The organism is Pseudonocardia sp. ICBG601, assembly GCF_020496245.1.
On sequence record NZ_JAHLJA010000068.1, the window covers coordinates 22704 to 43919 of the forward strand.

Annotated in this window: 23 protein-coding genes, 1 tRNA gene, 1 other RNA gene and 3 pseudogenes; 7 read left to right on the plus strand and 21 right to left on the minus strand. The window is 70.9% G+C overall.

Annotation, left to right across the window (positions count from 1 at the left end; genetic code table 11):
* Positions 1-126: 126 nt before the first annotated feature.
* Entirely contained in the window at positions 127-1047 is a 921-nt protein-coding gene (locus tag KPL57_RS20680) for a helix-turn-helix transcriptional regulator (protein WP_226352831.1), read from the minus strand.
* A gap of 245 nt (positions 1048-1292) precedes the next feature.
* On the opposite strand from KPL57_RS20680, the gene KPL57_RS20685 reads away from it, so the two are divergent.
* Entirely contained in the window at positions 1293-1496 is a 204-nt protein-coding gene (locus KPL57_RS20685) for a hypothetical protein (RefSeq protein ID WP_226352832.1), read from the plus strand.
* 179 nt (positions 1497-1675) lie between these two features.
* On the opposite strand, the gene recR is transcribed toward KPL57_RS20685, so the two are convergent.
* Positions 1676-2293, minus strand: coding sequence for a recombination mediator RecR (recR, locus tag KPL57_RS20690; protein ID WP_020624774.1), 618 nt, complete (start codon positions 2291-2293; stop codon positions 1676-1678).
* 1 nt (position 2294) lies between these two features.
* Positions 2295-2609, minus strand: a complete 315-nt coding sequence (locus KPL57_RS20695) for a YbaB/EbfC family nucleoid-associated protein (RefSeq protein ID WP_020624775.1) — start codon at positions 2607-2609, stop codon at positions 2295-2297.
* Between the two features lie 126 nt (positions 2610-2735).
* Between KPL57_RS20695 and KPL57_RS20700 the strand changes: the two genes are divergently transcribed.
* Positions 2736-3560, plus strand: coding sequence for an N-acetylmuramoyl-L-alanine amidase (locus tag KPL57_RS20700; protein WP_226352833.1), 825 nt, complete (start codon positions 2736-2738; stop codon positions 3558-3560).
* Positions 3561-3582: 22 nt separating this feature from the next.
* Here KPL57_RS20700 and KPL57_RS72445 read toward each other — a convergent pair whose 3' ends face one another.
* The 3 genes and pseudogenes from KPL57_RS72445 to ffs all read right to left on the minus strand — a co-directional run bounded on the left by KPL57_RS72445 (position 3583) and on the right by ffs (position 6259).
* Entirely contained in the window at positions 3583-4524 is a 942-nt protein-coding gene (locus KPL57_RS72445) for a hypothetical protein (RefSeq protein WP_374203760.1), read from the minus strand.
* Between the two features lie 53 nt (positions 4525-4577).
* Positions 4578-6113 (minus strand): annotated as a pseudogene (locus tag KPL57_RS20710) (DNA polymerase III subunit gamma and tau); the annotation flags it as partial.
* A gap of 51 nt (positions 6114-6164) precedes the next feature.
* Positions 6165-6259, minus strand: an RNA gene (gene ffs, locus KPL57_RS20715) — signal recognition particle sRNA small type.
* An 80-nt stretch (positions 6260-6339) separates the two neighbouring features.
* Here ffs and KPL57_RS20720 point away from each other — a divergent pair.
* A tRNA-Ser gene (locus KPL57_RS20720) sits at positions 6340-6424 on the plus strand.
* A gap of 77 nt (positions 6425-6501) precedes the next feature.
* Here KPL57_RS20720 and KPL57_RS20725 read toward each other — a convergent pair.
* The 6 genes and pseudogenes from KPL57_RS20725 to KPL57_RS20745 all read right to left on the minus strand — a co-directional run bounded on the left by KPL57_RS20725 (position 6502) and on the right by KPL57_RS20745 (position 12285).
* Complete coding sequence (locus KPL57_RS20725) at positions 6502-7731, minus strand: site-specific integrase (protein WP_226352836.1); 1230 nt, start codon at positions 7729-7731, stop codon at positions 6502-6504.
* Entirely contained in the window at positions 7728-7922 is a 195-nt protein-coding gene (locus KPL57_RS20730) for an excisionase family DNA-binding protein (RefSeq protein ID WP_226352837.1), read from the minus strand. Before KPL57_RS20730 ends, KPL57_RS20725 begins: the two co-directional genes overlap by 4 nt.
* On the minus strand, positions 7919-9517 hold the full coding sequence (locus KPL57_RS20735) for a helitron helicase-like domain-containing protein (protein ID WP_226352850.1): 1599 nt from the start codon (positions 9515-9517) through the stop codon (positions 7919-7921). The genes KPL57_RS20730 and KPL57_RS20735 overlap by 4 nt, the downstream gene beginning before the upstream one ends.
* A 98-nt stretch (positions 9518-9615) precedes the next feature.
* A pseudogene (locus KPL57_RS20740) lies at positions 9616-11207 on the minus strand (FtsK/SpoIIIE domain-containing protein).
* A 370-nt stretch (positions 11208-11577) separates the two neighbouring features.
* Positions 11578-11730, minus strand: a pseudogene (locus tag KPL57_RS72450) (hypothetical protein); the annotation flags it as partial.
* 357 nt (positions 11731-12087) lie between these two features.
* Positions 12088-12285: a hypothetical protein gene (locus tag KPL57_RS20745; protein ID WP_226352838.1), complete on the minus strand. Its 198-nt coding sequence runs from the start codon at positions 12283-12285 to the stop codon at positions 12088-12090.
* 114 nt (positions 12286-12399) lie between these two features.
* Between KPL57_RS20745 and KPL57_RS20750 the strand changes: the two genes are divergently transcribed.
* Both KPL57_RS20750 and KPL57_RS20755 read left to right on the plus strand, forming a co-directional pair.
* Entirely contained in the window at positions 12400-12741 is a 342-nt protein-coding gene (locus KPL57_RS20750; protein WP_226352839.1) for a GntR family transcriptional regulator, read from the plus strand.
* A gap of 888 nt (positions 12742-13629) precedes the next feature.
* A complete protein-coding gene (locus KPL57_RS20755) occupies positions 13630-14127 on the plus strand; it encodes a hypothetical protein (RefSeq protein WP_226352840.1) in 498 nt (165 codons plus the stop codon).
* A gap of 906 nt (positions 14128-15033) precedes the next feature.
* Here KPL57_RS20755 and KPL57_RS20760 read toward each other — a convergent pair.
* The 9 genes from KPL57_RS20760 to KPL57_RS72455 form a co-directional block, all read right to left on the minus strand.
* Positions 15034-15840 carry a site-specific integrase gene (locus KPL57_RS20760; protein WP_226352851.1) on the minus strand — a complete coding sequence of 269 codons (807 nt, stop codon included), beginning with the start codon at positions 15838-15840 and terminating at the stop codon, positions 15034-15036.
* Complete coding sequence (locus KPL57_RS69985) at positions 15755-16141, minus strand: hypothetical protein (protein ID WP_226352841.1); 387 nt, start codon at positions 16139-16141, stop codon at positions 15755-15757. Before KPL57_RS69985 ends, KPL57_RS20760 begins: the two co-directional genes overlap by 86 nt.
* A gap of 157 nt (positions 16142-16298) precedes the next feature.
* Complete coding sequence (locus tag KPL57_RS20770; protein ID WP_226352842.1) at positions 16299-16586, minus strand: helix-turn-helix domain-containing protein; 288 nt, start codon at positions 16584-16586, stop codon at positions 16299-16301.
* A gap of 12 nt (positions 16587-16598) precedes the next feature.
* Positions 16599-17723, minus strand: coding sequence for a DUF3631 domain-containing protein (locus tag KPL57_RS20775; protein ID WP_308252953.1), 1125 nt, complete (start codon positions 17721-17723; stop codon positions 16599-16601).
* 22 nt (positions 17724-17745) lie between these two features.
* The gene (locus KPL57_RS69990; protein ID WP_308252954.1) at positions 17746-18861 is read right to left on the minus strand and encodes a bifunctional DNA primase/polymerase; all 1116 of its coding nucleotides are present in this window, start codon (positions 18859-18861) and stop codon (positions 17746-17748) included.
* Positions 18858-19055, minus strand: coding sequence for a DUF4236 domain-containing protein (locus KPL57_RS20785; protein ID WP_226352843.1), 198 nt, complete (start codon positions 19053-19055; stop codon positions 18858-18860). Before KPL57_RS20785 ends, KPL57_RS69990 begins: the two co-directional genes overlap by 4 nt.
* Complete coding sequence (locus KPL57_RS20790) at positions 19052-19474, minus strand: RRQRL motif-containing zinc-binding protein (protein WP_226352844.1); 423 nt, start codon at positions 19472-19474, stop codon at positions 19052-19054. The genes KPL57_RS20785 and KPL57_RS20790 overlap by 4 nt, the downstream gene beginning before the upstream one ends.
* Before the next feature lie 220 nt (positions 19475-19694).
* Positions 19695-20180, minus strand: coding sequence for a hypothetical protein (locus KPL57_RS20795; protein WP_226352845.1), 486 nt, complete (start codon positions 20178-20180; stop codon positions 19695-19697).
* Positions 20177-20464: a zonular occludens toxin domain-containing protein gene (locus KPL57_RS72455; RefSeq protein WP_226352846.1), complete on the minus strand. Its 288-nt coding sequence runs from the start codon at positions 20462-20464 to the stop codon at positions 20177-20179. Before KPL57_RS72455 ends, KPL57_RS20795 begins: the two co-directional genes overlap by 4 nt.
* 249 nt (positions 20465-20713) lie before the next feature.
* On the opposite strand from KPL57_RS72455, the gene KPL57_RS20805 reads away from it, so the two are divergent.
* Together KPL57_RS20805 and KPL57_RS20810 are read left to right on the plus strand one after the other, a co-directional pair.
* The gene (locus KPL57_RS20805; protein WP_226352847.1) at positions 20714-20932 is read left to right on the plus strand and encodes a hypothetical protein; all 219 of its coding nucleotides are present in this window, start codon (positions 20714-20716) and stop codon (positions 20930-20932) included.
* 21 nt (positions 20933-20953) lie between these two features.
* Positions 20954-21136 (plus strand): hypothetical protein, encoded by a 183-nt coding sequence (locus KPL57_RS20810; RefSeq protein WP_226352848.1) that lies wholly within the window; start codon positions 20954-20956, stop codon positions 21134-21136.
* Positions 21137-21216: the final 80 nt, after the last annotated feature.

Consider the following 21216-nt stretch of genomic DNA (forward strand, 5'->3'; position numbering starts at 1 on the left):
CCGTCTGCGCATTCCGGTCCCCTCGTAGGCAGAGGTGTCCACCCGATGTGCGCGTGAGGACACCTGATGACGGGGAAACCTATAGCGGTCCGTTACCAACCGGTAGACCCTTGCGTCACGATAGTGCTACGAACTGGTACGCACGTCCCGTTCGCCCGGCCCCTCGACGACGGCCGTCCGGTGCGCGTCCCGGTGGTTCGCGACCGCATCCCGTGAGGCGTCCTCGTCGAGCGCGGCGGCCCGGACCTCGGCGAAGACCTCACGGTAGGTGCGCAGGTCGGTGGGCGATTCCAGGAACGACTCCCCTGCGTGCCCCTCGGTGTGGACGACGTCGGGTCCGAGTGCGTCGGGGACGGTCAGGATCGCGAAGCGGCCGGCGTGGGCGCGCTGCGGCCCGGCGTCGAACGGGAGTACACGCAGCGTCACGTCGGGCAGCTCCGACAGCGTGAGCAGCCGGTCGAGCTGCTCGGCCATCACCGCGGGACCGCCGGTCGCGCGGACGAGCACGGCCTCGTCGACGACCACGTCGAGCACCAGCGGCGGTGTCGCGGTGAGCGCCTCGTGGCGACGACCGCGCAGCCGCACGAGCTGGTCGATCTCCCAGTCCGGGCGACCCGGGAGCCGAGCGCGCAGCGCGGCGTGGGCGTAGGCGGGCGCCTGGAGCAGCCCGTGCAGCACGGTCAGGTCGAACGCGGCGACGGCGGTCGCGTCGGTCTCGGCGGCCGCGTAGCGACCCGGCGACGGCAGGAAGTGCGGGTCGGTGCGCAGGCCCTCGGTGAACGGCTCCCACCAGCCACGGGTGCGGCTCTCGGTGACCAGCCGCTCGAGCATCTCCGCCTCGACCCCGGCGACCCCGCCGTAGACCTCGACCAGCGCGGCGACGTCGGCCGGGCGCGGCACCCCCTTGCCGTTCTCCAGCCTGCTGATCTTCGACGCCGAGCAGCCCACCCCGGCCGCGGCGTCCGCCAGCTTCAGCCCGGCGTTGACGCGCAGCCGGCGCAGCTCGGCACCCAGCCGTCGTCGTGCGCCGGTCGGCTCCTGCTCCACCTCGCACCCCTCCCCGGTCCCGCCGTGCAATCTACAGCTCCGTGCAATTCCCCGAGTCTGCAATTGCACGGGAGCGCTCCGTCGGGCATGCTGGCATCACCCGGACGTGACGGCAGCCACACCGACCGTGGCGGACGGGGACCACGGACCGACCGCGACACACGAAGGGAGATGGACATGATCCGCAGGACGCAGGTGCCGCACACAGGCACGTACCACCGCGCCCGTACCGGGCGGTGGTCGCCGTGATCGCGCTGGTGGCGGTGGCCCTGGCCGGGCTGGTCACGCTGGTCCTCTCGGCGATCGTGATCGGGGTGACCGACCGGCGCCAGAGCGAGGCGTGGCGTCGGATCGCCGAGCAGCGCCGCCGGGAGTGGGAGCGCAGGCAGCGCCAGCTCCACGGCCGGTCGCACCACGTGGACGCGTGGGGCGACGAGGACACCGACTGAGGCTTACCGAAGGAGCATCAGCCCCGCTGAGGCTTGCCGAAGGAGCATCAGCCCGACCGAGGCTCCGCAGTCGGGATCTCACCAGGAAGGAGGCGCAGCGGCGGGGGGTTGCTGCGCCGGGTGGCCGGTCACGACCGGGGCGTCGCGCCCGGTACGGACCGGCCGTTCCGTGTCCGGGTCTACAGGGCCCGTCGGCCGGCGAGCGCGCGGCCGAGCGTCATCTCGTCGGCGAACTCCAGGTCGCCGCCCATCGGCAGGCCGGACGCGAGCCGCGTGACGCTCAGGCCGGGGAAGTCGCGCAGCAGCCGCACCAGGTAGGTCGCGGTGGCCTCACCCTCGGTGTTGGGGTCGGTCGCGATGATGACCTCGGAGATCTCGGTCTCGTCGGTCGCCGGACCGGTGCCGCCGAGGCGGGCGAGCAGCTCACGGATCCGCAGGCTGTCCGGGCCGATCCCGGCCAGCGGGTCGAGCGCACCGCCGAGCACGTGGTAGCGGCCCTTGAACTCCCGGGTCCGCTCGACGGCCAGGACGTCCTTGGGCTCCTCGACCACGCACACCAGCGTCGGGTCGCGTCGCGCGTCGGAGCAGTAGCGGCAGCGGGTGTCCGACGCGACGTTGCCGCACACGTCGCAGAACGCGACGCCCTGCTTGACCGTCTGCAGGACCTCCTGGAGCCGGTTGATGTCGGCCGGGTCCGCGGCGAGCAGGTGGAACGCGATGCGCTGGGCGCTCTTCGGACCGACCCCGGGCAGGCGTCCCAGCTCGTCGATCAGGTCCTGGACCGGTCCTTCGAACACCTCAGGCGCCCGGGAGGCCCAGGCCGCCCATGTCGAGGCCGCCGGCGAGCGGGCCCATCTTCTCCTGCTGCAGCTCCTGCGCACGGCGGACCGCGTCGGCGAGCGCGCCGGCGACGAGGTCCTGCAGGGTCTCGACGTCGTCGGGGTCGACGACCTTCGGATCGATCCGCACCGAGCGCGGCTCCAGACCCGCGGTGACGGTGACCTCGACGAGCCCGTTCCCGGCCTGGCCGGTGACCTCGGCGGTCGCGAGCTCGGCCTGCGCCTGCTGGAGCTGCTGCTGCATCTTCTGGGCCTGCTGCAGGATCATCTGCATGTCGGGCTGACCGGGTTGCACGCGTACCCCTCGCTGTCGGGTCCGGCTCGCGCGATCGGGGGCTTCCCCGGCGCGACCGGCGCGGACGTGTCGTTCTCCAGGGTAGACGTGTCAGGCTGACCGACCGTGCGCGCCCTGATCCGTTCCGCCACGGCCGTCCTCCCGCTCGTCGTCGCGTTGGTGTGCGCCGGCTGCGGTGCGCCGGCGCCGGTCCCGCCTCCCGTCGACGCGGCCCCGCGACCGGCCGCGACGACCCGTTCGCTGCCGACCACGCCGGCACCGCTGCCCACCACGCCGGCACCGGTCCCGCGCCCGGTCGTGCTGCTCGACCCCGGTCACAACGGCGGCAACGCCGCGAACAAGGCCGCGGTGAACCGGCCGGTCCCCGACGGGCGCGGCGGGACCAAACCGTGCAACACGACCGGCACCTCCACGAATGCCGGCTACGCCGAGCACGCCTTCACCTGGGGCCTGGCCGGGCGCGTGCGGTCCCGGCTGGAGGCCGCCGGTGTGCGGGTGGTCCTCACCCGTTCCGACGATGTCGGCGTCGGCCCGTGTGTCGACGCCCGCGGGGCGGCGGGCGGCCGGGCCGGCGCGGCGCTGGCCGTGTCGCTGCACGCGGACGGCGCGGCGGCCTCGGCCCGCGGGTTCCACGTCGCCTACGCCGAGCCCGCCGTGCACGGGACGGGACCGGCGTCGCTGCGCCTGGCCACCGGGCTGCGGGACGCGCTGCGCTCGGCCGGGTTCGCCCCGGCCGGCTACATCGGCCGCGACGGGCTCGACGGCCGCCCGGACCTGGCCGGTCTGAACTCCTCGACCGTCCCGACGGCGCTGGTGGAGGCGGGCAACATGCGCAACGCCGGCGACGCCGCCGTGCTGACCGACCCGGCCGGGCGGGACCGGATCGCGGCGGCGGTGGCCGAGGCGGTGCTGGCACAGCTGCGCCGCTGACCGCGCTCCGTCCGGGCCGGGGTCAGCGTGGGTCGAGTTTGCGTGCTCCCAGGTGCGAGGTGAGGATCTCCAGCGCGGCGGCCTCGGGGTCGCGACGGGCGCCCGGCGACGCCGCCTCGGCCGCGGCCTCGGCGAGCATGTCCTCCTCCTCGGCGGCCTGGTTCCGCACCGGGGCCGGTCGTGCGCCCGGACCGTCGCCCCCCTGCGGTCCGGCATCACGAGGGTCCGGCGGTGCATCCTCCGGCGGCGGTTCCGGCGGCAGCGGGACGTCGGAGTCCCCTGCGGGTCGGCGAGCGGGGCGCCCGCCCTGCTCACGCTGCGGGGCGTCGCGCTGCGAGGGACGCTGCGGCACCGCCCGCTGGGCGCGGTCCGGTGCGGCGGCGCGACGCGCGGTCGCGGCCTCCCCGGTGTCGCAGTGGACCCGCCACTGGACCCCGAGGACGGCGCGTAGGGCGTCGGCGATCACGTCGGTGTTGCGTGCCTCGGACAGTCGCCGGGCCAGCGGCGGAGCGCCGATCGCGAGGACCAGGGTGTCACCGTCGACCGCCCGGACGGTGGCGTTGACCAGCAGTGCCTCCGTGCTGCGGCTGCGCTGACGGACGGCGGCGAGGATCTCCGGCCAGACCCGGCGGACCGCGGTCGCGTCCAGCGACGACGTCGACGACACCGGCTGCGCCGACTCCGGCGGCACGGCGTCGGGGGGCGCGCCGTCGCGGGGCGGAGCGGGGCTCCGGGACGGAGCCGCCTGCGCTGCCGGTTCCTCGGTGTCTTCGGCACCGGCTCGGCCCGGGCCGGGATCGTCCGCCCGCCGGGCGCCGTCACCGGGGCCGTCGGCCTGCCGGGTGGGCTCGCCGTCCGTGTGCCCGGTACCGGTGGCGGGAGCGTCCGCTGCGGGGCCGTCCGCCGGGACCGGGCCGTCGCCCGCCCCGGGGGCGACAGGGTCCGACTCGGCAGGCGCCGACACGGCGGGACGGACGCGTCGGGGACGGAGTCGTCGGGCACAGGGACATCAGGCACAGAGGCATCGGGGACGGAGGCCGGAGCGCGTTCCGCGGAACGCGGGTCGGCCTCGGCCCGGTCGCCGGAGCGTGCCGGTGCGGCCGGACCGGCGGCCGGCGTGGCCGCGGAGCCGTCCTCGTCGTCGCGTTCCGCGGAACGCGACACGTCCGCAGCCCTGGTCACCGCGGGCCGCGGTGCCGGCTCGTCCGGTCGCGCCGGCGCCGGGGCGGGCACGGCGGCCGGGGCCCCGGCGTCGCGTTCCGCGGAACGCGCCGGCGCGCCGCCGCCCGCACCCGGGGCGGCGCCGTCGGAGGTGGGCGCCGGCGGGCGCTCGCTGGGCCGCACGAACCGCTTGGCGGCGCCGTCGTCGGACGGGCCGGCGGGGTCGGGGGCGATCGCGTTGCGCCGCTCGATGCGCTCCAGGCGTTCGAGCAGGCCGCCGTCGGAGGTCGTGGCCGCGGGGAGCAGCATCCGGGCGACCAGCAGTTCCAGCAGCAGCCGCGGCGCGGTGGCCCCGCGCATCTCGATCAGGCCCTGGTGCAGGATCTCGCCGTAGCGGGTGAGGGTCGCCGGACCGAGCCGGGCGGCCTGGTCCGCCATCCGGGCCAGCTCGTCCTCGGCGCCGTCGACCAGGCCCTGCTCCGCGGCGTCCGGCACGGCCTGCACGAGCATCAGGTCACGGAAGCGCTGCAGCAGGTCCGAGGCGAAACGCCGCGGGTCGTGCCCGGCCTCGACGAGCCGGTCGACCGCGCCGTAGACGGCGGCCCCGTCGGCCGCGGCGAGCGCGTCGACGGTGTCGTCGATCAGGCCGGAGTCGGTCACCCCGAGCAGCGCGACCGCGCGCTCGTAGGTGACGCCCTGCGGCCCGGCACCGGCGAGCAGCTGGTCCAGCACCGACAGCGTGTCCCGGGCCGAACCACCCCCGGCCCGGATGACCAGTGGGAACACCGGCGGCGCGACGGTCACCTGCTCCTCGCCGCAGATCTTCTCCAGCAGCGAGCGCATCGTCCCGGGCGGGATCAGCCGGAACGGGTAGTGGTGGGTCCGCGACCGGATCGTCGGGAGCACCTTCTCCGGCTCCGTCGTCGCGAACACGAAGACCAGGTGCTCCGGGGGCTCCTCGACGATCTTGAGCAGCGCGTTGAAGCCCTGGGTGGTGACCATGTGCGCCTCGTCGACGACGAACACGCGGTAGCGCGACTCGGCGGGCGCGTAGAACGCCCGGTCACGCAGCTCGCGCGCGTCCTCGACACCACCGTGGGACGCCGCGTCGAGCTCGACGACGTCGATGCTGCCCGACCCCTCGGGGGCGAGCGCGATGCACGAGTTGCAGACGCCGCACGGGTCCGGGGTCGGCCCCTGCTCGCAGTTCAGCGACCGCGCCAGGATGCGCGCCGAGGACGTCTTGCCACAGCCCCGCGGCCCCGAGAACAGGTACGCGTGGTTGATCCGCCCCGCGGTGAGGGCGGTGGCCAGGGGCTCGGTGACGTGCTCCTGCCCCACGACGTCGGCCAGCTTGGCCGGGCGGTACTTGCGGTACAGAGCCAGAGCCACGAGGGGAAGGCTACCCAGGGGGTCCGACACTTCGGGGACCCGCTCGGAGACAGAAGGGGACCCCGCGCACCCGCCAGAGCCTGTTGACCCTTGCTGCCTTCCGGCCCTGGGGGAGTTCACAGGATGGACGCCGCACGGGGTCCGCGGACAGTGTGCCACGGACGGCGCCGTCGGGCGGCGAGGGGGCCGCGTCGGATCGCCGAGGGCGTCGCGTAACCTTCTTCGCGGAGGATTCGCCTAGTGGCCTAGGGCGCACGCTTGGAAAGCGTGTTGGGAGCAATCCCTCACGGGTTCAAATCCCGTATCCTCCGCCGCTGATACCAGCAGAAACGCCGCGCCGGACCCGACAGGGACGGCGCGGCGTTGTCGTTCAGTCTCAGTTCCAGTCTCACTTGGCGTCCGGCCGACCCCAGATCAGACCGCCCACACGATGGGCGACATCGCTGCGGACGGCCCCGGTGATGTGCTGGTAGCGGGCCGCCATCGCGGTCGTCGACCAGCCCATCAAGCCCATGACAGCGCGCTCCGGGACGCCGAGGATCAGCAGCACCGTCGCGGCTGTGTGGCGGGCGTCATGCAGGCGACCGTCACGGACCCCGGCAGCCCCCAGGAGCTTCTTCCAGTGGTGATAGTCGGTGTTCGGGTTGAGCGGTTCGCCGCGCTCGTCGGTGAAGACATATCCGGAGTCCCGCCAGAGCTGCGCGGCCGTGTCTCGCTCGCGGTCCTGCTCCTCGCGGTGGGACTTCAGGAGCGCGACCAGCTCGTCGGGGAGGCCGATGGCGCGGCGTCCGGCACGCGACTTCGTCTCGTCGGTCTCCGGCCGGTCCGCGACCCGGTTCGGGCAGTAGCCAGCCTTCCTCCCGCACGAGCCGCCACAGCCGTGCCGGTAGCGGGGACGCAGTCGCCCCCGGCGGACGAGGAGCGTCCCGGTGTCCAGGTCGACGTCGGTCCAGCGCAGCCCCAGGACCTCACCCTGACGGAGCCCGAGCGCGAGGGCGATGGCCCAGCGGGCGTGGTTCCGCCCCTTGGCGGCGGTGGTGAGCAGTCGTCGGACCTCGTCGACCGAGTAGGGCTCCACCTCCGTCTCGCTGACCCGAGGCGCCTTCGCTAGCGCGGCCGGGTTCCTGGTGATCCGTCCGCGCCGTTCGGCCTCCCCGAGCGCGGTCCGGAGCGTGCGGTGCACCTGGTGCGCGGTGCCGGGCGAGCTGCCGTTGCGGATCATCCGCGCGTACAGCTTCTCCAGGTGCTCAGGTTGCAGCCGGTCGAGCCGGTGGGCACCGATCCCGGGGACAAGGTGTGTCCGGACCGCGACCCGATACCCGGCGAGTGTGTTCTCCCGGACCACGGCGGCGGCGATGTTCTCCACCCAGTGCTCCAACCACTCCCCCACGGAGCCGACCCGGCCGGGCGCCTGGACGGTTGCCGAATCACGGTCGCGTTCGAACTTGCGGACCGCGCGGATGGCGTCCGCCTTGGACTTCCGCATGACGTGGCGACGGTCCGGCTTGCCATCGTCGCGAACCCCGACGGTGACCCGGCCGTGCCAGTAGCCGTCCTTGCCCTCGTAGACGCTCGACGTGCCGTTCGGCTGTCGGGAGCGCTTCTTCTCCTCGGTCACGCCGCGCTCCCCCGCAAGCTCTCGACGTAGACGACCAGGGCGTCACGCGGAATGCGCCGGAGCCGCCCGATCCGGACCGACTCCACCTCCCCGGCGGCCACCAGGGCATACATGAGCGTCCGACCAATACCCAGCAGCTCGGCAGCCTCCTCGACAGTCAGCACAATCCGGGCCTCGCTGATCTTCATCATGCTGCTACTCCTTCGGTTGCCGAACGGTCGTCCGGTGGTGAGCCGGTGGTGGCGAGGAGGGCGGCGTCGTAGTCGGCGCGCCATCGTTGGCGTTGGTGGATCGCGTGGAGCAACAACACCGGGCGGGGTGGGACGTCGCTGTCGCCGGGTTGCACGGGTTCCCAGTCGAAGGGCCCGTCATCGACCGGGTAGGCGGGTGTCACTCCGGCCCGGTTGAGGAGTTGCCGAACGAACGCGCTCCGGTCGGCGCGGTGATCGGAGAGGGTCTTGTTGGACCATTTGCGGGAGACCAGGACGCGGCGTCCGGCGATGCCGAGGTGTTCGGGCTTGTGCGCTGTGCCGGTGCAGTGACCGGGTGTCATCTCCGGGCGGGCACCCTTGGGCGCAATGCCGTAGAGCAGCCAGATCGGGCAGCGCGGCGAACACGGTGTGATCGCCAACTCGGCGGTGAGGCGTCGGGCGTGCTCACGCTGGCGGGCGGTGGCCGTGTCGTCGAGGCCAGCGGCGTGGCCGACACTCTTGGTCAGGTATTTGGTGAGGTAGCCGATATGGCGTCCGGCTTCTTCGGTGCCGCCGAGGATGCCTTTCACATGCACTTGCGGGCCGAAGACCACGGTGTGGGCCGGCGTGGTCAGGACCTCGGGGTCGGTGGCCTCATCCCAGGTCGGGAGCGGTGTGTGGGTGTCGGGGTCGACGAAGGCTTTCTGCCGGTGGTCCCAGCGGGGGAGCTTGTCCCCGGTGTAGACGATGTCGTCGTGGGCGGGCCACCAGACTTGGTGGTAGGTGGCGGCGGTGATCGCGCGCAGCTCGGTGCGGGGGATGGTGCCGCGGATGGCGGTGTGGAAGTGCGGGGCGCCGCGTTTCTGTGGTTCGACGGTGCCGAAGTACTGCACGTCCCAGCCGACACAGCGCCGCGTGTTCTGCCAGAACCTGTCGAGCAGCTTCGGGAAGTGGATCGCATCGCGGGCGGCGCGTCGGTAGTCGTAGGTATCGGGGTCGAGTGCTGCGCCGTGGTTGTCGACGCGGCCGTAGGTGTCCAGGGTCAGGGTGAGGAAGGTCGAGGGCCGGTATTTCCCGCCGAAGACGCGTCCGATCGTGCGGTCGGCCACGGGACGCCGGGGCAGGTTCGGGGCGTCCTGACGGCGCCGGGTGGTGCGTCGGATGGCCTTCGGGCGGGGGTCGAGCGGGGCGAGGGGTCCGCGGACTCCGAGGGCGCGGAGTTCGGTGTCGATGTCGTCGACGATCTCGCGTATCTCGTCGCACTCGGCGTTGTCTCCGGCGGCGAGACAGTCGGTGTAGGCGGTGTGGAAGTCCGCGCGGGCGGCCATCAACTCTTTCTGCGCGGTCGTCGGGTCGGCAGGTGTGACGGCGGGTTCGTTCTCCAGGTGCCAGCCTTCGCGGCACTGGGTCATCCGCAGCCGTCGGGCCTTGTCTGAGCAGGGGCGGCACTGGTCTTCCCTCGTCGACCCACACGGCACCGGCACGACATCGACCCGGCCGGTGGATTGGTCGATGCGGCGCATCGCCAGGGGGCGCACACAGACGCCGTGGTCCTCGGCGAGCTGGACCGCGACCTCGGAGGAGAGGGCGAGCATCGCCTTCTGCGCTCGGGTGAGCGCGTCCTGATCGACCGGCTCCCGCCCCACCGCGCTGGCAGCATTGCCGGTGTTGTCGATGTTGGGGTCGGTGGTGGTCATGCGGCTTCTCCGATCTCGCGGTGGGGCTCGGGCGGGGCGGGGAGAGCCAGCACCGGCGCTACCACAGCGCTCGGGGTGGTGCGGGTGACGAAGGCCTCCAGGTCTTTCACTGCGCCGTCAGACACCCACCCGGCCCGGATGCGCAGGGGTTCACGGATACCGTCGCCGAACAGGTAACCGACTCCTGCCTCGTCTTCACCGATCCGGTTCGCCCACGCACCCCGGTCGTAGGCGTGATCGCCGAGGACCATCGACACATGGGACTTCGACGCGACGCGCAGGCAGATGCGGCGGGGGAACAGCTCCCGGACCGGGGACGGTGTCCTTGGTCGGTTCCTGCACATAGCCGCGCACGGTGTAGCCCAACGCGCGGCCCTGGGGTGGTGAGCAGGGCGACGCGGTCGGTGATCGCCTCGCGGGTCTTGCGGTCCCCGCCGTAACGCAGCAGCGCACCGATCTCGTCGAACTCCACGATCTCCAACGGGGTGTCCCGGGTGACGGGGACCAGGCGGGTCGCCCCGGCGTACTCGCGTTTACGGGCCTCCATGCTCTCGACAAGATCATCGAGCAGGGCGAGGGCGTCTTTGCTGGTGACGGCGTAGCGGTGGAACACTCCCCGCCCGTAGGCCAGCTCCATGCCTTTCGGGTCGATCCCGTTGACCCGGACCAGACCGTCACCGATCGCGGGGGCGATCGCACACAACGGCGCCCACATCAACGACCCCTTCCCCGCCCCAGTCGCCCCCGCGACCAGGGTGTGACCGACCGATCAACGACTGATGCCAGTCCGTGCCGTACTCGGTACGCCCCGACCACACCCGCGACAGATCAATCGCCGCCCCGTCGACAGTGGTGAGGGTGTCCAGGCCTGGGGCGCGCACCACCTCGGCCAGCAGGTTGCGGCGCTGGAAATCGACCGACACCACATCCGGGGCGAGCTCGCGGACCTGACACCGGTTCACCCTGCGTGCGACGGCCAGGGCGCGGGTGGCGGTGTCGAAGGACTCCGGGGTCTGCCCCGGCACCAGCCGGAGGCGGACCTCGTCCCACGACGGCCCCGACCGGACTCCCAGAATGCGGGGGAGCTGATCAGCCACAGGCCGGGTCCGCGACATCGTTGGGATACGGCGCAACGGATTCACCTGAAAAACGGGTGCCCCCACCCGGTCGGGGACCGTCAGACCACAGGACCGCAGCCAACGCGGCATCCGAGGCGCATACAGCGCCCAGCGCAGCCACCACCCCCGCAGACGACGCCCGGCATAACGATCGAACGACACCACCGATGTCCACCGCCACACCCCCAGCACGAGCGCCGCCGCGACGATCGTGATCACGAGTGAGGGCCACCCGAGCAGCGAGCACCACACCACAGCAACCGCAGCGGTGATCGTGGTGCGCCAATGCCGGACCACCCACACGCTGACGATCACTGCGGCCTTGCCACCAACCACACGGTGACGAACACGACCGCGATCGTCGCCGCACCCTCGGCGATCCGGCCGAGGAACTGCCCCACCCAGTGCAGCCCGGCCAGGGCTACCAGCGTCACGATCCCGGCCAGGACCAGGGAACCCGTCGTCGTCATCGCAGACCCCCACCCTGCTCGGGGGAACGACGCGGAGCGCACACGGCAAGGAGGGGGACCAACGCGAGCTGGTCATGATGGTCGCTACACCGACGCCCGTCCCCCTGAGACACCTCGCGCAGCGGGGTCAGACACACCCCACACCACACCGCACCCTCACCGGTAACGACATCGGTGGTCATGTCGGGGCTCATGCCGCCCACCCCGACGCCTGCGTCACTGGAGCAGCAGCCCGGCGGGCGGCCCGGTACAGGCGATACGCTCCACCGGAGCCGTGCCACCGACCACACCGAACCGGCGTACCGGGTCCTCCACCACCAGAGCCTCCGCGAGACACTCCCGACGGACCCGGCACCCACCCACACACCCGCAGGGCAGGCTCAACGGCCTCCGGACGGGTGTCAGCAGGGAAGAACAGCTCGGTGTCCATCCCGCGACACGCCGCCGCCTCGCGCCACCCGCCCTCACCCAGGCCTCCGCACACGAGCGCGAGATGCGGGGGTGGTGAAAATCCTGTGTTCATCTAGAATCGATGTCCTTCCACGTTGACTCCTGGTTGATCAACTGCCTGCCACGGCAGCAACACACAACACGGAAGACCCCCGTGGGGGAGCCCGCCTCCAACGGGCTCCCCCACCACGAGCCTCCACAGCTCACCTCACGCAGCGTCCTGCCCCTTCGCGCCATGCCCACGCTGCGGACCCGGCGCACGCATCCCGCCGCCCGAAAGCTGTACGCCACACGCGGACGACCACCAGCCTCCTGCACATACGGAGTCACCGTCAGCCCATCGAACTCCACCGGACGAAACGGCAAACCAGCAGCAGCCTCCGGCGGCACCGGCTGATGCGCCGCAGCGATCTTCACCACCACCGTCTTCTCACTCCGCCGCGCTCCGGGTCGGCATCCAGCACCGACACCGACCACCCGGCAGCCCGGACTCCTTGTCCATTTGCTGCACCGGACGCCCCGGCGCGGACTTGTCGAAGTCCCGCACCGCCTCCACCTCCGACACGATGAACGCCCCCAGCGGGAACACGTCACCCATCGCCACCACGAAACTGTTGCTGCGTGCCATCTGGCACCTCCTTGATCATCGACTAAGGTCAGTGTAGATCGATCTATTTTGCTATTCAATCCTCCGGATGAGTGACCTATGTCGCCCTGAGTCGAAGCACAGTAGCCTGGAGCGGTGGATGCCATCGCAGGCCGAGCCGCCTACCAGCAAGTCGCAGAGGCGATCAAGGCGGACATCAGGTCCGGTCACCTTCGCCCCGGCCAGCAGCTTCCGAGTAACCGAGCACTCTCCAAGCAGTACGAGGTTGCCCTCGGCACGGCGCAGAAAGCACTGAAGATGCTCGAAGACAGCGACTGGGTCACCGCCACGCCAGCAGTGGGTGTCTTCGTCGCGACTACGCCCGGGCGCGATGAGCCGTCTACCACTCAGGCTCTCGTGGGTCGCATCGAGCGGCTCCAGGACGCCCTGGAGTCCCTGCGAGAGCGAGTGCATCGCCTCGAAGAAAGAGATCGGTGAATAGCATGCAGCGATCTTGCTCCCACGACCGACCGCCACGGCAGTGTCACGCTAGGTGTCAAGACAGTGACATGGTGATGAGCGCTCGTCACCAACGCATCACCACCGAGGCGGCGAGGCCAACGCCGCAATACGCGAGTCCAGAGGAGGCCACTAGTGTCTAGCAACACTCCAGAGTGGGCGCGACGTATTCGCGCCCTTCGCGAGGCCCGTCAATGGTCACAAGCCGAAGCCGCTGAGCAAATGCGGCGCCACACCACTTCCGCTCTACCCGATCCTGACCACTTGCTCAGACGCTGGAAGGCTTGGGAGCGTGGAGAAAACCGTCCTAGCTCTCACTACACCCCCTGATTGCCGCTACATTGCAAACCGTCTCTACTGCACTGTTTCATGTCGAGAATAACTCCGAGTCCAGCACTGCAATCATCAACGCGACCGGAATGGACACGATGGAAATCGTGTCAAGACTCCAGGCGTCCTCCGTCAACACTGCGACCATCAACGCCCTTAGAATAACAGTCGATCGACTCTGCTCCGAGTATGCTCACAGTCGTCCTGGCGAACTCCTCATGGAAAGTCGCCGATGGCTACGCCGCATCGTTGAAATGCAGGAGGAGCGACTCAGCTTCAGCCAAAGGCGCGAGACTCTGGAACTAGCTGGATGGCTTGCGCTGCTCGTCGGCTGCCTTGAATACGACATGGGCGACCGGCGAGCGGCCGAGGCAACCCGCGCGCGCGTTCCACCTCGGCCAGGAAGTTGAGAGCGCCGGTGTCCTGGGCTGGTCCCACGAGATGCGAGCCTGGTTCTCACTGACCTCCGGGGACTACCGAGGGGTTGTCGCAGCAGCGCGGTCTGGAGCTGAAGCAGCGGGCAATCATTCAGTCGCAGTGCAGCTCGCCGCCCAAGAAGCCAAGGCTTGGGCACGCATGGGAAATCGAAAGGAGATGGATATCGCACTTGAGCGCGGACGCGTGCTACTGGAATCGCTGCCCTATCCAGAGAACATCGACAACCACTTCGTTGTGGACCCTCTGAAGTTTGACTTTTACGTCATGGATTGCTATCGGAAAGTCGGGGAGGATAGACTTGCGAGCGCGCTCGCGGACGAGGTGATACGCGGTGCTGTTGATTTCAATGGAGCCGAGCGAGCACCAATGCGTATAGCAGAAGCCCGAGTAACTCTCGGGGTCGCAGCTGCACGAGACGGCGACCTTGAAGGAGCTATTCTCCTCGGGCACCAGGCCCTCAACGGCGAAAGGAAATCGCTCCCCTCTCTTGCGATGGTCTCCCAAGACCTCGCTTGCGTCCTCGCTGATCGCTTCAGTAACGCCCCCCAGGCGGCTTCCTATCTCGACCAGCTCCAGGAGATAAGACGTAACCCCTGAGCGAATTTCGAGAGCCCTTTACCTCTCGGTCCTCGGTCCTCGGTCCTCGGTCCTCGACGCAAGCTTCTGATGACGCACTGCGACGCCCCAGGTCAGGGCACCGTACGCAGCTCCTCGTCATACGCAGCACTGCCGAATTTACCTTTAGGGGATCAAGGCGCCGCCTCCGGCGGCGCGGGGTCGGCCACGCCGCCCCCGCCGCTCGCTCACTACACCTCCGGCCCGTTCGCGGCGGCGGGGTCGGCTACCCGACCCCAAGCCGTCATGGAGGCGCCTTGAACCCCTCAGAGGCGCCACGGCACGTTTCCGCGACGGATAGCGCCGCGTCAATGCCATTGCACCCAGCCGACCGCCACGCCGGTCGTCACGCCGCCGTCGATGCCCGGACAGCCGTCCGGCTGACCTGCAGTCAGGCGTACCTCCCCGGGATGCCTCCGGCGGCCGGGCTCCGCCCGGACCCGACACCGCTCGGAGATCAGGGGAGGTGCGGCAGGGCTGGTGATCTCCTCACGGCGCGCCGAGACGGCAAACCAGACCGAGGGGTGGGGTGCAAGGCTGAACCCCGTGCCTTGCACCCCACCCCTCGGCCCGGCAGGGATGAACCCGCGCCGCGAGGAGATCACCAGCAGGCCAGGCGCGTGGAGGGCAGTCTCAATTCCAGTCTCATTCACCGAGGTTCGCGCAGGTCTACGGGGTGCTCGGCGACGAGAATCAACGCATGTAGAGGACGGGACCGACACACGCTGGACGGCTGCCATCAGACTTGGAAAGCGTGTTGGGAGCAATCCCTCACGGGTTCAAATCCCGTATCCTCCGCCAGCCTGAACAGGCCGAACGCCGGGCACACCCGATCATGGGTGGCCCGGCGTTCGGCGTTTGGTTGCATTCCTGGTTGCAGTTGGCCCGTCAAGCGGCCGGGGACTCCCCTCCCCCGCCCTCGTTCGGCTTCCAGATCAAGTCACCGATGCGGACCGCGACGTCACGCCGGGCCGCCGCGACCACGTGCTGATACCGGGCCGCGATCGCCGTGCTCGCCCATCCCATGACCGACATGACGGTCCGCTCCGGGACACCGAGCAGCAGCAGGACCGTCGCCGCGGTGTGCCGGGCGTCGTGCAAGCGGCGTTCCGGGACGCCCGCCCTGTCGAGCAGCGCTTTCCAGTGGTGGTAGTCCGTCGACGGGTTCAGCGGTCGCCCCGTCGGGCTGGTGAAGACGTAGTCGCCCTCCGTCCACATCTCGCACGCGGCGGCGCGCTCCTTCGCCTGCGCTTCGCGATGGTGCTTCAGGAGTCCGACGAGGGCGTCCGGCAGCCCGACCCCCCGCCGTCCCGCCCGGGACTTCGTCTTGGACGTCTCGGGGCGGCGCGGCACCCGGCTCGGGCAGTAGCCGGGGTGCTTCCGGCCGCACGTGTCGTCGCATCCGTGGTTCCACTTCGGCCGGAGACGGCTACGCCCGACGATCAGGGTCCCAGCGTCGAGATCGACGTCCGACCACTTCAACCCGAGCACCTCCCCTTGCCGCAGACCGAGGGCGAGCGCGATCGCCCATCGCGCGGCGTTCCGCTTCTCGTTCGCCGCGGTGAGAATCTGCTGTATCTCCTCGACCCCGTAGGGCTCGACTTCCTCGTCATCGGGCTGCGGGGCCCGTGCGAGCGACGCCGGGTTCTCGGTGATGTGCTTGCGCCGCTTCGCCTCGTTGAGAGCGGCCCGGATCGTGGCGGTGGACCTGGTGGATCCGCCCCGGCTTGGCGCCGCCAATACTCATCGTGCGGTAGAGCCGCTCAAGGTGCTCGGGCTCCAACCGGTCGATCCGGTGCGCTCCGATACCCGGGATGAGGTGGACCCGAGCCGCGACCTCATAGGCGTCGTGCGCGTTCTCGCTGATCGTCGGCGGGGCAATGATCGTGTCCAGCCAGTGGCGGAGCCACTGCTCGACGGTCCAGGTCTCGCCCGCCTTCCGGACCGCGCCCTCATCACGGGCCTTCTCCAGGGCACGGACCTTCTTCGTGACCACGGCCTTTGTCTTGCCGCGGACGTGGCGCCGGTCGCTCCGCCCGTTGTCCTTGATCCCGACGGTGACGTAGCCGTGCCACGAGCCGTCCGAGCCTCGAAGATGCTCGACCGGCCGTCGGCGTTGCGGGTCTTCTTCTCGCGAGGCATGTCCGCTCCTCTCAGGCAGCGCGGTTACGGGCGACGAGCCGGGCGGCGAACCCGGCGATGGCGTCGGCGTGGATGCGGCGCAGACGGCCGATGAGCACCGATTCGAGTTCGCCGGTCCGGACGTAGGCGTAGGCGGTCGTCTTGCCGATGCCGAGTTGTTCGGCGGCCTCCTCGACTGTGAACAGCAGCCGCGTGGGGCGGACCACGGGCTCGGGCTCCCGGGCAGTGGGCTGGTCGGCCACGAGCGTGGCGAGCTGAGCGAGGAGCTGCCCGATCTGCGCGGTGCGGTCGTCGGTCATCGGGCACCCCCGTCAGAGTCGGTTACATCGGTTACAGCGGTTACATGCCTGGTCAGGGGAGTAACCGACGACTGGCGTGTAACCGCTACATCGGTTACACCGGTGCCGTCCGGCGGTGCCTCGGCCGAGGGCTCGACAGGGGGTGTAACCGCTGTAGCGGTTACACCGTCGGGATCGGTTACGCCTCTGACCTGCGGTGTAACCGCTGTAACCGACGTAACCGCTCCTGACGGGTCGGCCTCGGTGACGGCGGGCAGGTAGCGGGCGAAATGCGTCGGACAGTGCCCCGGCGATGGTGTATCCCTTGGCGACGTGCCCGCCGATGCGGATCGAGCCGGGCCGGACGCCGTAGCGGGCCAGTTCGCGGGCCATGCGACGGCCGTCGAGCGGGCGGCCGTCCAGGTCGGACCATCCGGCCTCGTCGTCGGCACAGAGTCGGCCGATGATGTCGCTGGTCGCCATCCGGTCGGTCTCGTGCGCGACGAACAGGGCCCGCAGATCAGCGAGCAGCCGGGTCCCGACCGACGTCCCGGTCTCGACGGCTTGGCCGACGAAGTGCACCGCGGCCGCGCGGGCGGTATCGGGCCAGTGCCCACCGGCCAGGTCGGCGATGGCCAGCAGCGGTTCCCACACCTCGGCCGCGCGGTCGGTGACCTGCTCGGGCATCACCGGCTCGGCCCCGACGAGGTGCTCCTCCCCGACCCTGTCGAGCCAGGCGGCCAACTGCTCACGCAGCGGCTGAGCCTCGGCCTCGACCCGGCGCTCTCGGAAGGCCTCGGCTCGCTCGTGCGGGGCTCGGCGGCGCATGTGCACGGTGATCGCGCGGGTGGTGATCGTCGCGGGCATTGCCCCGGCGATCCCGGCGAGTGCGACCGGGGCGAACACTGGGAAGCGTTCGACCTTCATCCGGGACGCGTCGCCGACGCAGCGGGACACGGTCGCCGAGCGCTTGTAGCCGGAGTTGAGCAGCCCGCGCAGGTCCTCGTTGTTCCCGCCGCCCTTGGGCGAGAACACGGCGTCGATCTCGTCGAACAGCAGCGTGACCGGGCCGTCGGCGAGCATCCGGAAGATCGCCGCGGTGGTGGCCGAGATCGTCATCTCCGGGCGACGCACCAGGTACTGCGCCACCTCCAACACACGCGTCTTCCCCGACCCCGGCTCAGCGGAGTCCAGGATCAGTCGTGGGGTGGTGTAGAAGTGCTGGGCTGCGTGGGTGTGGGGCGTACCAGAGCGCCAGCATCGGACCCGTGTGCCGGTCCGGGAACACCGAGAACCGCGACACGAATGCCGTCACCTGATCCAGCAGGACAGCCGGTGCGACAGCGGGCAGGTCCCGGACCGCCCGAAGACCCTGCGGTGCGGTGGTGCTCATGCCGACCGCCGCCCCTCGGAGGTGGTGCTCGACAGGGGGGCAGACGGCGGGGTCGGCGGGCGCCGTAGCCGAGCCGGAGGCGATCGTGGCGGCGATGTCACTGGGCGTGCAGTCACACGGCCCGTCCACGATGTGGCCGGCCGCGGCGGTCAACTCGGCGGCGGCCTGGTGCTCGTCGAGCACGCGAGCGCCGACGAGCTGGCCCAGGGCGCGGGCGGCGGTGAACACCGCGGCGTTGTGACCCCCGCGCCCGGCCTCAGCGACGCGCTGCAACTCGGCCCGCACGATCGCGGCCACGTAGGCGCCGTGGTCGCGCGGCGCCGTGCAGGGGCTCACACGAGGCCCTGAGACGGCCACAGAGCCGCGGACCGACAGGTGCCAGACCAACCACCCCGGCAACGGCGGCGGGTCGGTGTCGTCGGCGAGTTCGTAGGCCCCGTTCGGGAGGCGGCTGCCGGGGGCGAGGACCTGGCCGCCGTGCCCCCGACTGTCGAGCATCGGTCCAAGGCTCTTGGCGGTGTTGCCGAGCCGGGTGGCCGGGGCTCGGAAGTACAGATGCCGCCCACCGGACGGCGTGGTCACGGTCCAGGTGTCAGGCAGGCCACCGCGTCCGTCGGCGAGTCCGGTCAGGACGTCCCAGCCGTCGCGATCCTGGTCGGGTGCGTCGGGCTTGGGGGTGTCGCAGTCGAGGACGTAGAGCCCGGACGGGCCGCAGGCGATCCCGGCGTTGTGGCCGGGGTGGGTGCGGAAGTAGTCCACGATGGTCCTCTCGTCGGTGGTGGCGCGGGACTCCCAGGCGGGGATGGCGGGCTGCTTGCGGCCGGGCAGGACCGGGAACAGCGCCCAGCCGCGGGCGGCGAGGTCGAGCCACCCGGCCAGCCGTGCCCGGTCGGTGGCGCTCACCGCTGACCACCGCCTCGGCGGCGGCCGTGCTGGTGGTGGAACCCACCGGGGCCGGGGGTGTCGATCGAGGTGGTGCGGCGGGTCAGGTTGTGGGTGACCGGGCCGACCTTGATGGCGAAAGACCAGCGGTCGGACTGGTTGACCGTGGCCCGGAAGGGGCCGAGGCGGAACGTCTTGCGGGCGCGGAACCTCATCGGATGCCTCCGTCGGCGTCGTAGCGCGTGGTTGTGGCGGTGGTGGTTTCGTGGCAGTCGATGCAGCAGCCCAGCGAGCGGGGGATGCAGTACCCGGCGTCGCGACCGCAGGACGGGCAACGCCGTCGGGCGGCCAGGGCCCGGGCGAGTGCGGCCCGCTGTGCGGGTGTGGGGGTCCGTTTAGGTCCCAGCTCGGCCGGGTCCCACAGCAGCGCCCACCGGCGCCCGCGGCGGCACTCGATCCGCCCCACCGGCGCCGCTCCCACCGGGGCTCGTCCGGCTGCCCGCATCTGCCGGCGGGTCACCAGCCCGGCCGGGGCGCACCGCCACCGCCAAGTCGGCAGGCCCTCGTGCAGTCGCGCGGTCGGCTGCCAGCCCCACCACTCGGTCATCACTCCGTGCTCACTCTGCGTCGACATCGCTACTCCTGTTTTCGGCATGGGTGAAGCCGGGGAGGGAGGCACGAGGTGGTGTCTCGATCCCGGGATGGGTGCTGTTTTCGCTGGTCGGACGGGGTGGGTCCCTCGGGACCCTCAGCGGTGGTTGTTGCTGATCAGGGCGGGGAGGGAGCCGGTGGGGACCGGTCAGGGAGAACTCCCCGCCTCCCTCACCGGCCCCTCGGTTGCGGCGGCCGGTCCCTCACCTCAGACCGTCACCATCGGTGACTGACTCGATGTCGGTGTCGCGGTCGTTGATGGCCTCCGCGATCCGGGCGGCGGCGACCTGCATGGTGCCGCCGGTCTTGTAGGGCTTGGCCCCGTCGGGCAGCTCCTCGGCCAGACGCTCGAAGGTCCAGGACCCGTAGTGCCCGCGGTCCACCGCGGCCAGCAGCGCGAGGGCCTCCTGGGTGCGCATCCGCTTGGCCCCGGCGGAGGCGAGGACCTGGGTGAGGTCGTCGAGCAGGTCCCGCACCGCGACCGGCTGCGGCGTGCGGGCCGGGTCGGTGTTCAGTCCGGCGTCGGCGCGGATGCCCAGGGCTCGTTCGACGACGGGGGTGACGTCGTCGACGCCGTTGCCGCGTGCGACGTAGAAGCAGCGCATGAGCCCGTCGACGGGGGTGAACCCGCTGGTCATGGCCGTGCCCAGGTCACCCATGTCGACGGTGCCGTCGGAGTCCACGGTCATCGGGCGCAGCGTGGTCGCGCTGATTCCGGCGCGGTGCTTGCCGGTGCCCAGGATCGCGTCGTTGCCCTGGTGGTCTCCGATCGCGAAGCACGCCCGGTTCGACAGAACCTTCGCGACCTTGCGCGGCAGGCTGTCCGCCGACGGGACGGGGTGGCGAAGATCAACGTGACTCCGTACTTACGGGCCTTGGCCACGATCTTCTCCACCAGCTCGGCGGCCTCCTCCCCGACTCCGGAGACGAACAGTTCCTGGCACTCGTCGATCACGACCACCCGCGGGCGCATCGTCGGATCGGCCTCAGCCAGGGCCCGGGTCAGCTTCGGCTCCCGGCGGCCTGCAACTTCCGGCCCCGCTCCGACAGCTCCGACATCAAGACTTTGAGCGCGTCAAGGACGGTGGGGATCTGCTCGGGGTCGTCGGACCTGACTTTGGTCACCCGAGCCTGGTTCGCAGCTTGTGCTGCGCTGAGCTGCGGTGATGTGTTTGCGCGGGAGCGGTGTGAGGCACTAATTCGGTGCTCTACGCTCGGTCAGGTGGCGTGGGTGAGGCGGGTACGGACGGCCTCCGGGGCGACCGCGGTCCAGATCGCCGAGTCCGTGCAGGGCCATCGACGGATCGTGGCCCATGTCGGGTCAGCGCACACCGAGGCCGAGCTGGGCCTGCTGGTCGAGCAGGCCCGTGGGCTGATCGACGACGCTGCACAGCAGGCCTGGATCTGGGCGTCGCGCCGTCACCCCGGCGGGCCGAGCTGATCGCGCCCACCGCGGCCGGCGGTGCCACGCAGGAGGGGGCTGTTCGGCCAGATGCCGCGGCGCGCCCCGAGCACCACAACCCGGCGGGTGGGTGCGCCGCAGGTGATCACGACCGGGTCGCGGGTGCTGTTCGACATCCTCGCCGAGGTCTACGCGGGCCTCGGGTTCGCAGAGTCGCTGATGACACGTTCCGCGACCTGGTGATCGCCCGGATCGTCGAGCCCCGTCCACCTGGACACCGGTCGGGTGCTGGCCGGTTGGGGCGTCACCGCGGCGAGCGAAAG

Bases quoted from the DNA above. Each gene is read 5' to 3' on its own strand.
- KPL57_RS20790 (WP_226352844.1), bottom strand. From the start codon at position 19,474: ATGTCGACGCAGAGTGAGCACGGAGTGATGACCGAGTGGTGGGGCTGG.
- KPL57_RS20730 (WP_226352837.1), bottom strand. From the start codon at position 7,922: ATGATGAAGATCAGCGAGGCCCGGATTGTGCTGACTGTCGAGGAGGCT.
- KPL57_RS20770 (WP_226352842.1), bottom strand. From the start codon at position 16,586: ATGACCGACGACCGCACCGCGCAGATCGGGCAGCTCCTCGCTCAGCTC.
- KPL57_RS20695 (WP_020624775.1), bottom strand. From the start codon at position 2,609: ATGCAGATGATCCTGCAGCAGGCCCAGAAGATGCAGCAGCAGCTCCAG.
- KPL57_RS72455 (WP_226352846.1), bottom strand. From the start codon at position 20,464: ATGCGCCCGCGGGTGGTCGTGATCGACGAGTGCCAGGAACTGTTCGTC.
- KPL57_RS20785 (WP_226352843.1), bottom strand. From the start codon at position 19,055: ATGAGGTTCCGCGCCCGCAAGACGTTCCGCCTCGGCCCCTTCCGGGCC.
- KPL57_RS20735 (WP_226352850.1), bottom strand. From the start codon at position 9,517: ATGCTCGCCCTCTCCTCCGAGGTCGCGGTCCAGCTCGCCGAGGACCAC.
- KPL57_RS20795 (WP_226352845.1), bottom strand. From the start codon at position 20,180: ATGACCGTGGACTCCGACGGCACCGTCGACATGGGTGACCTGGGCACG.
- KPL57_RS20745 (WP_226352838.1), bottom strand. From the start codon at position 12,285: ATGGCACGCAGCAACAGTTTCGTGGTGGCGATGGGTGACGTGTTCCCG.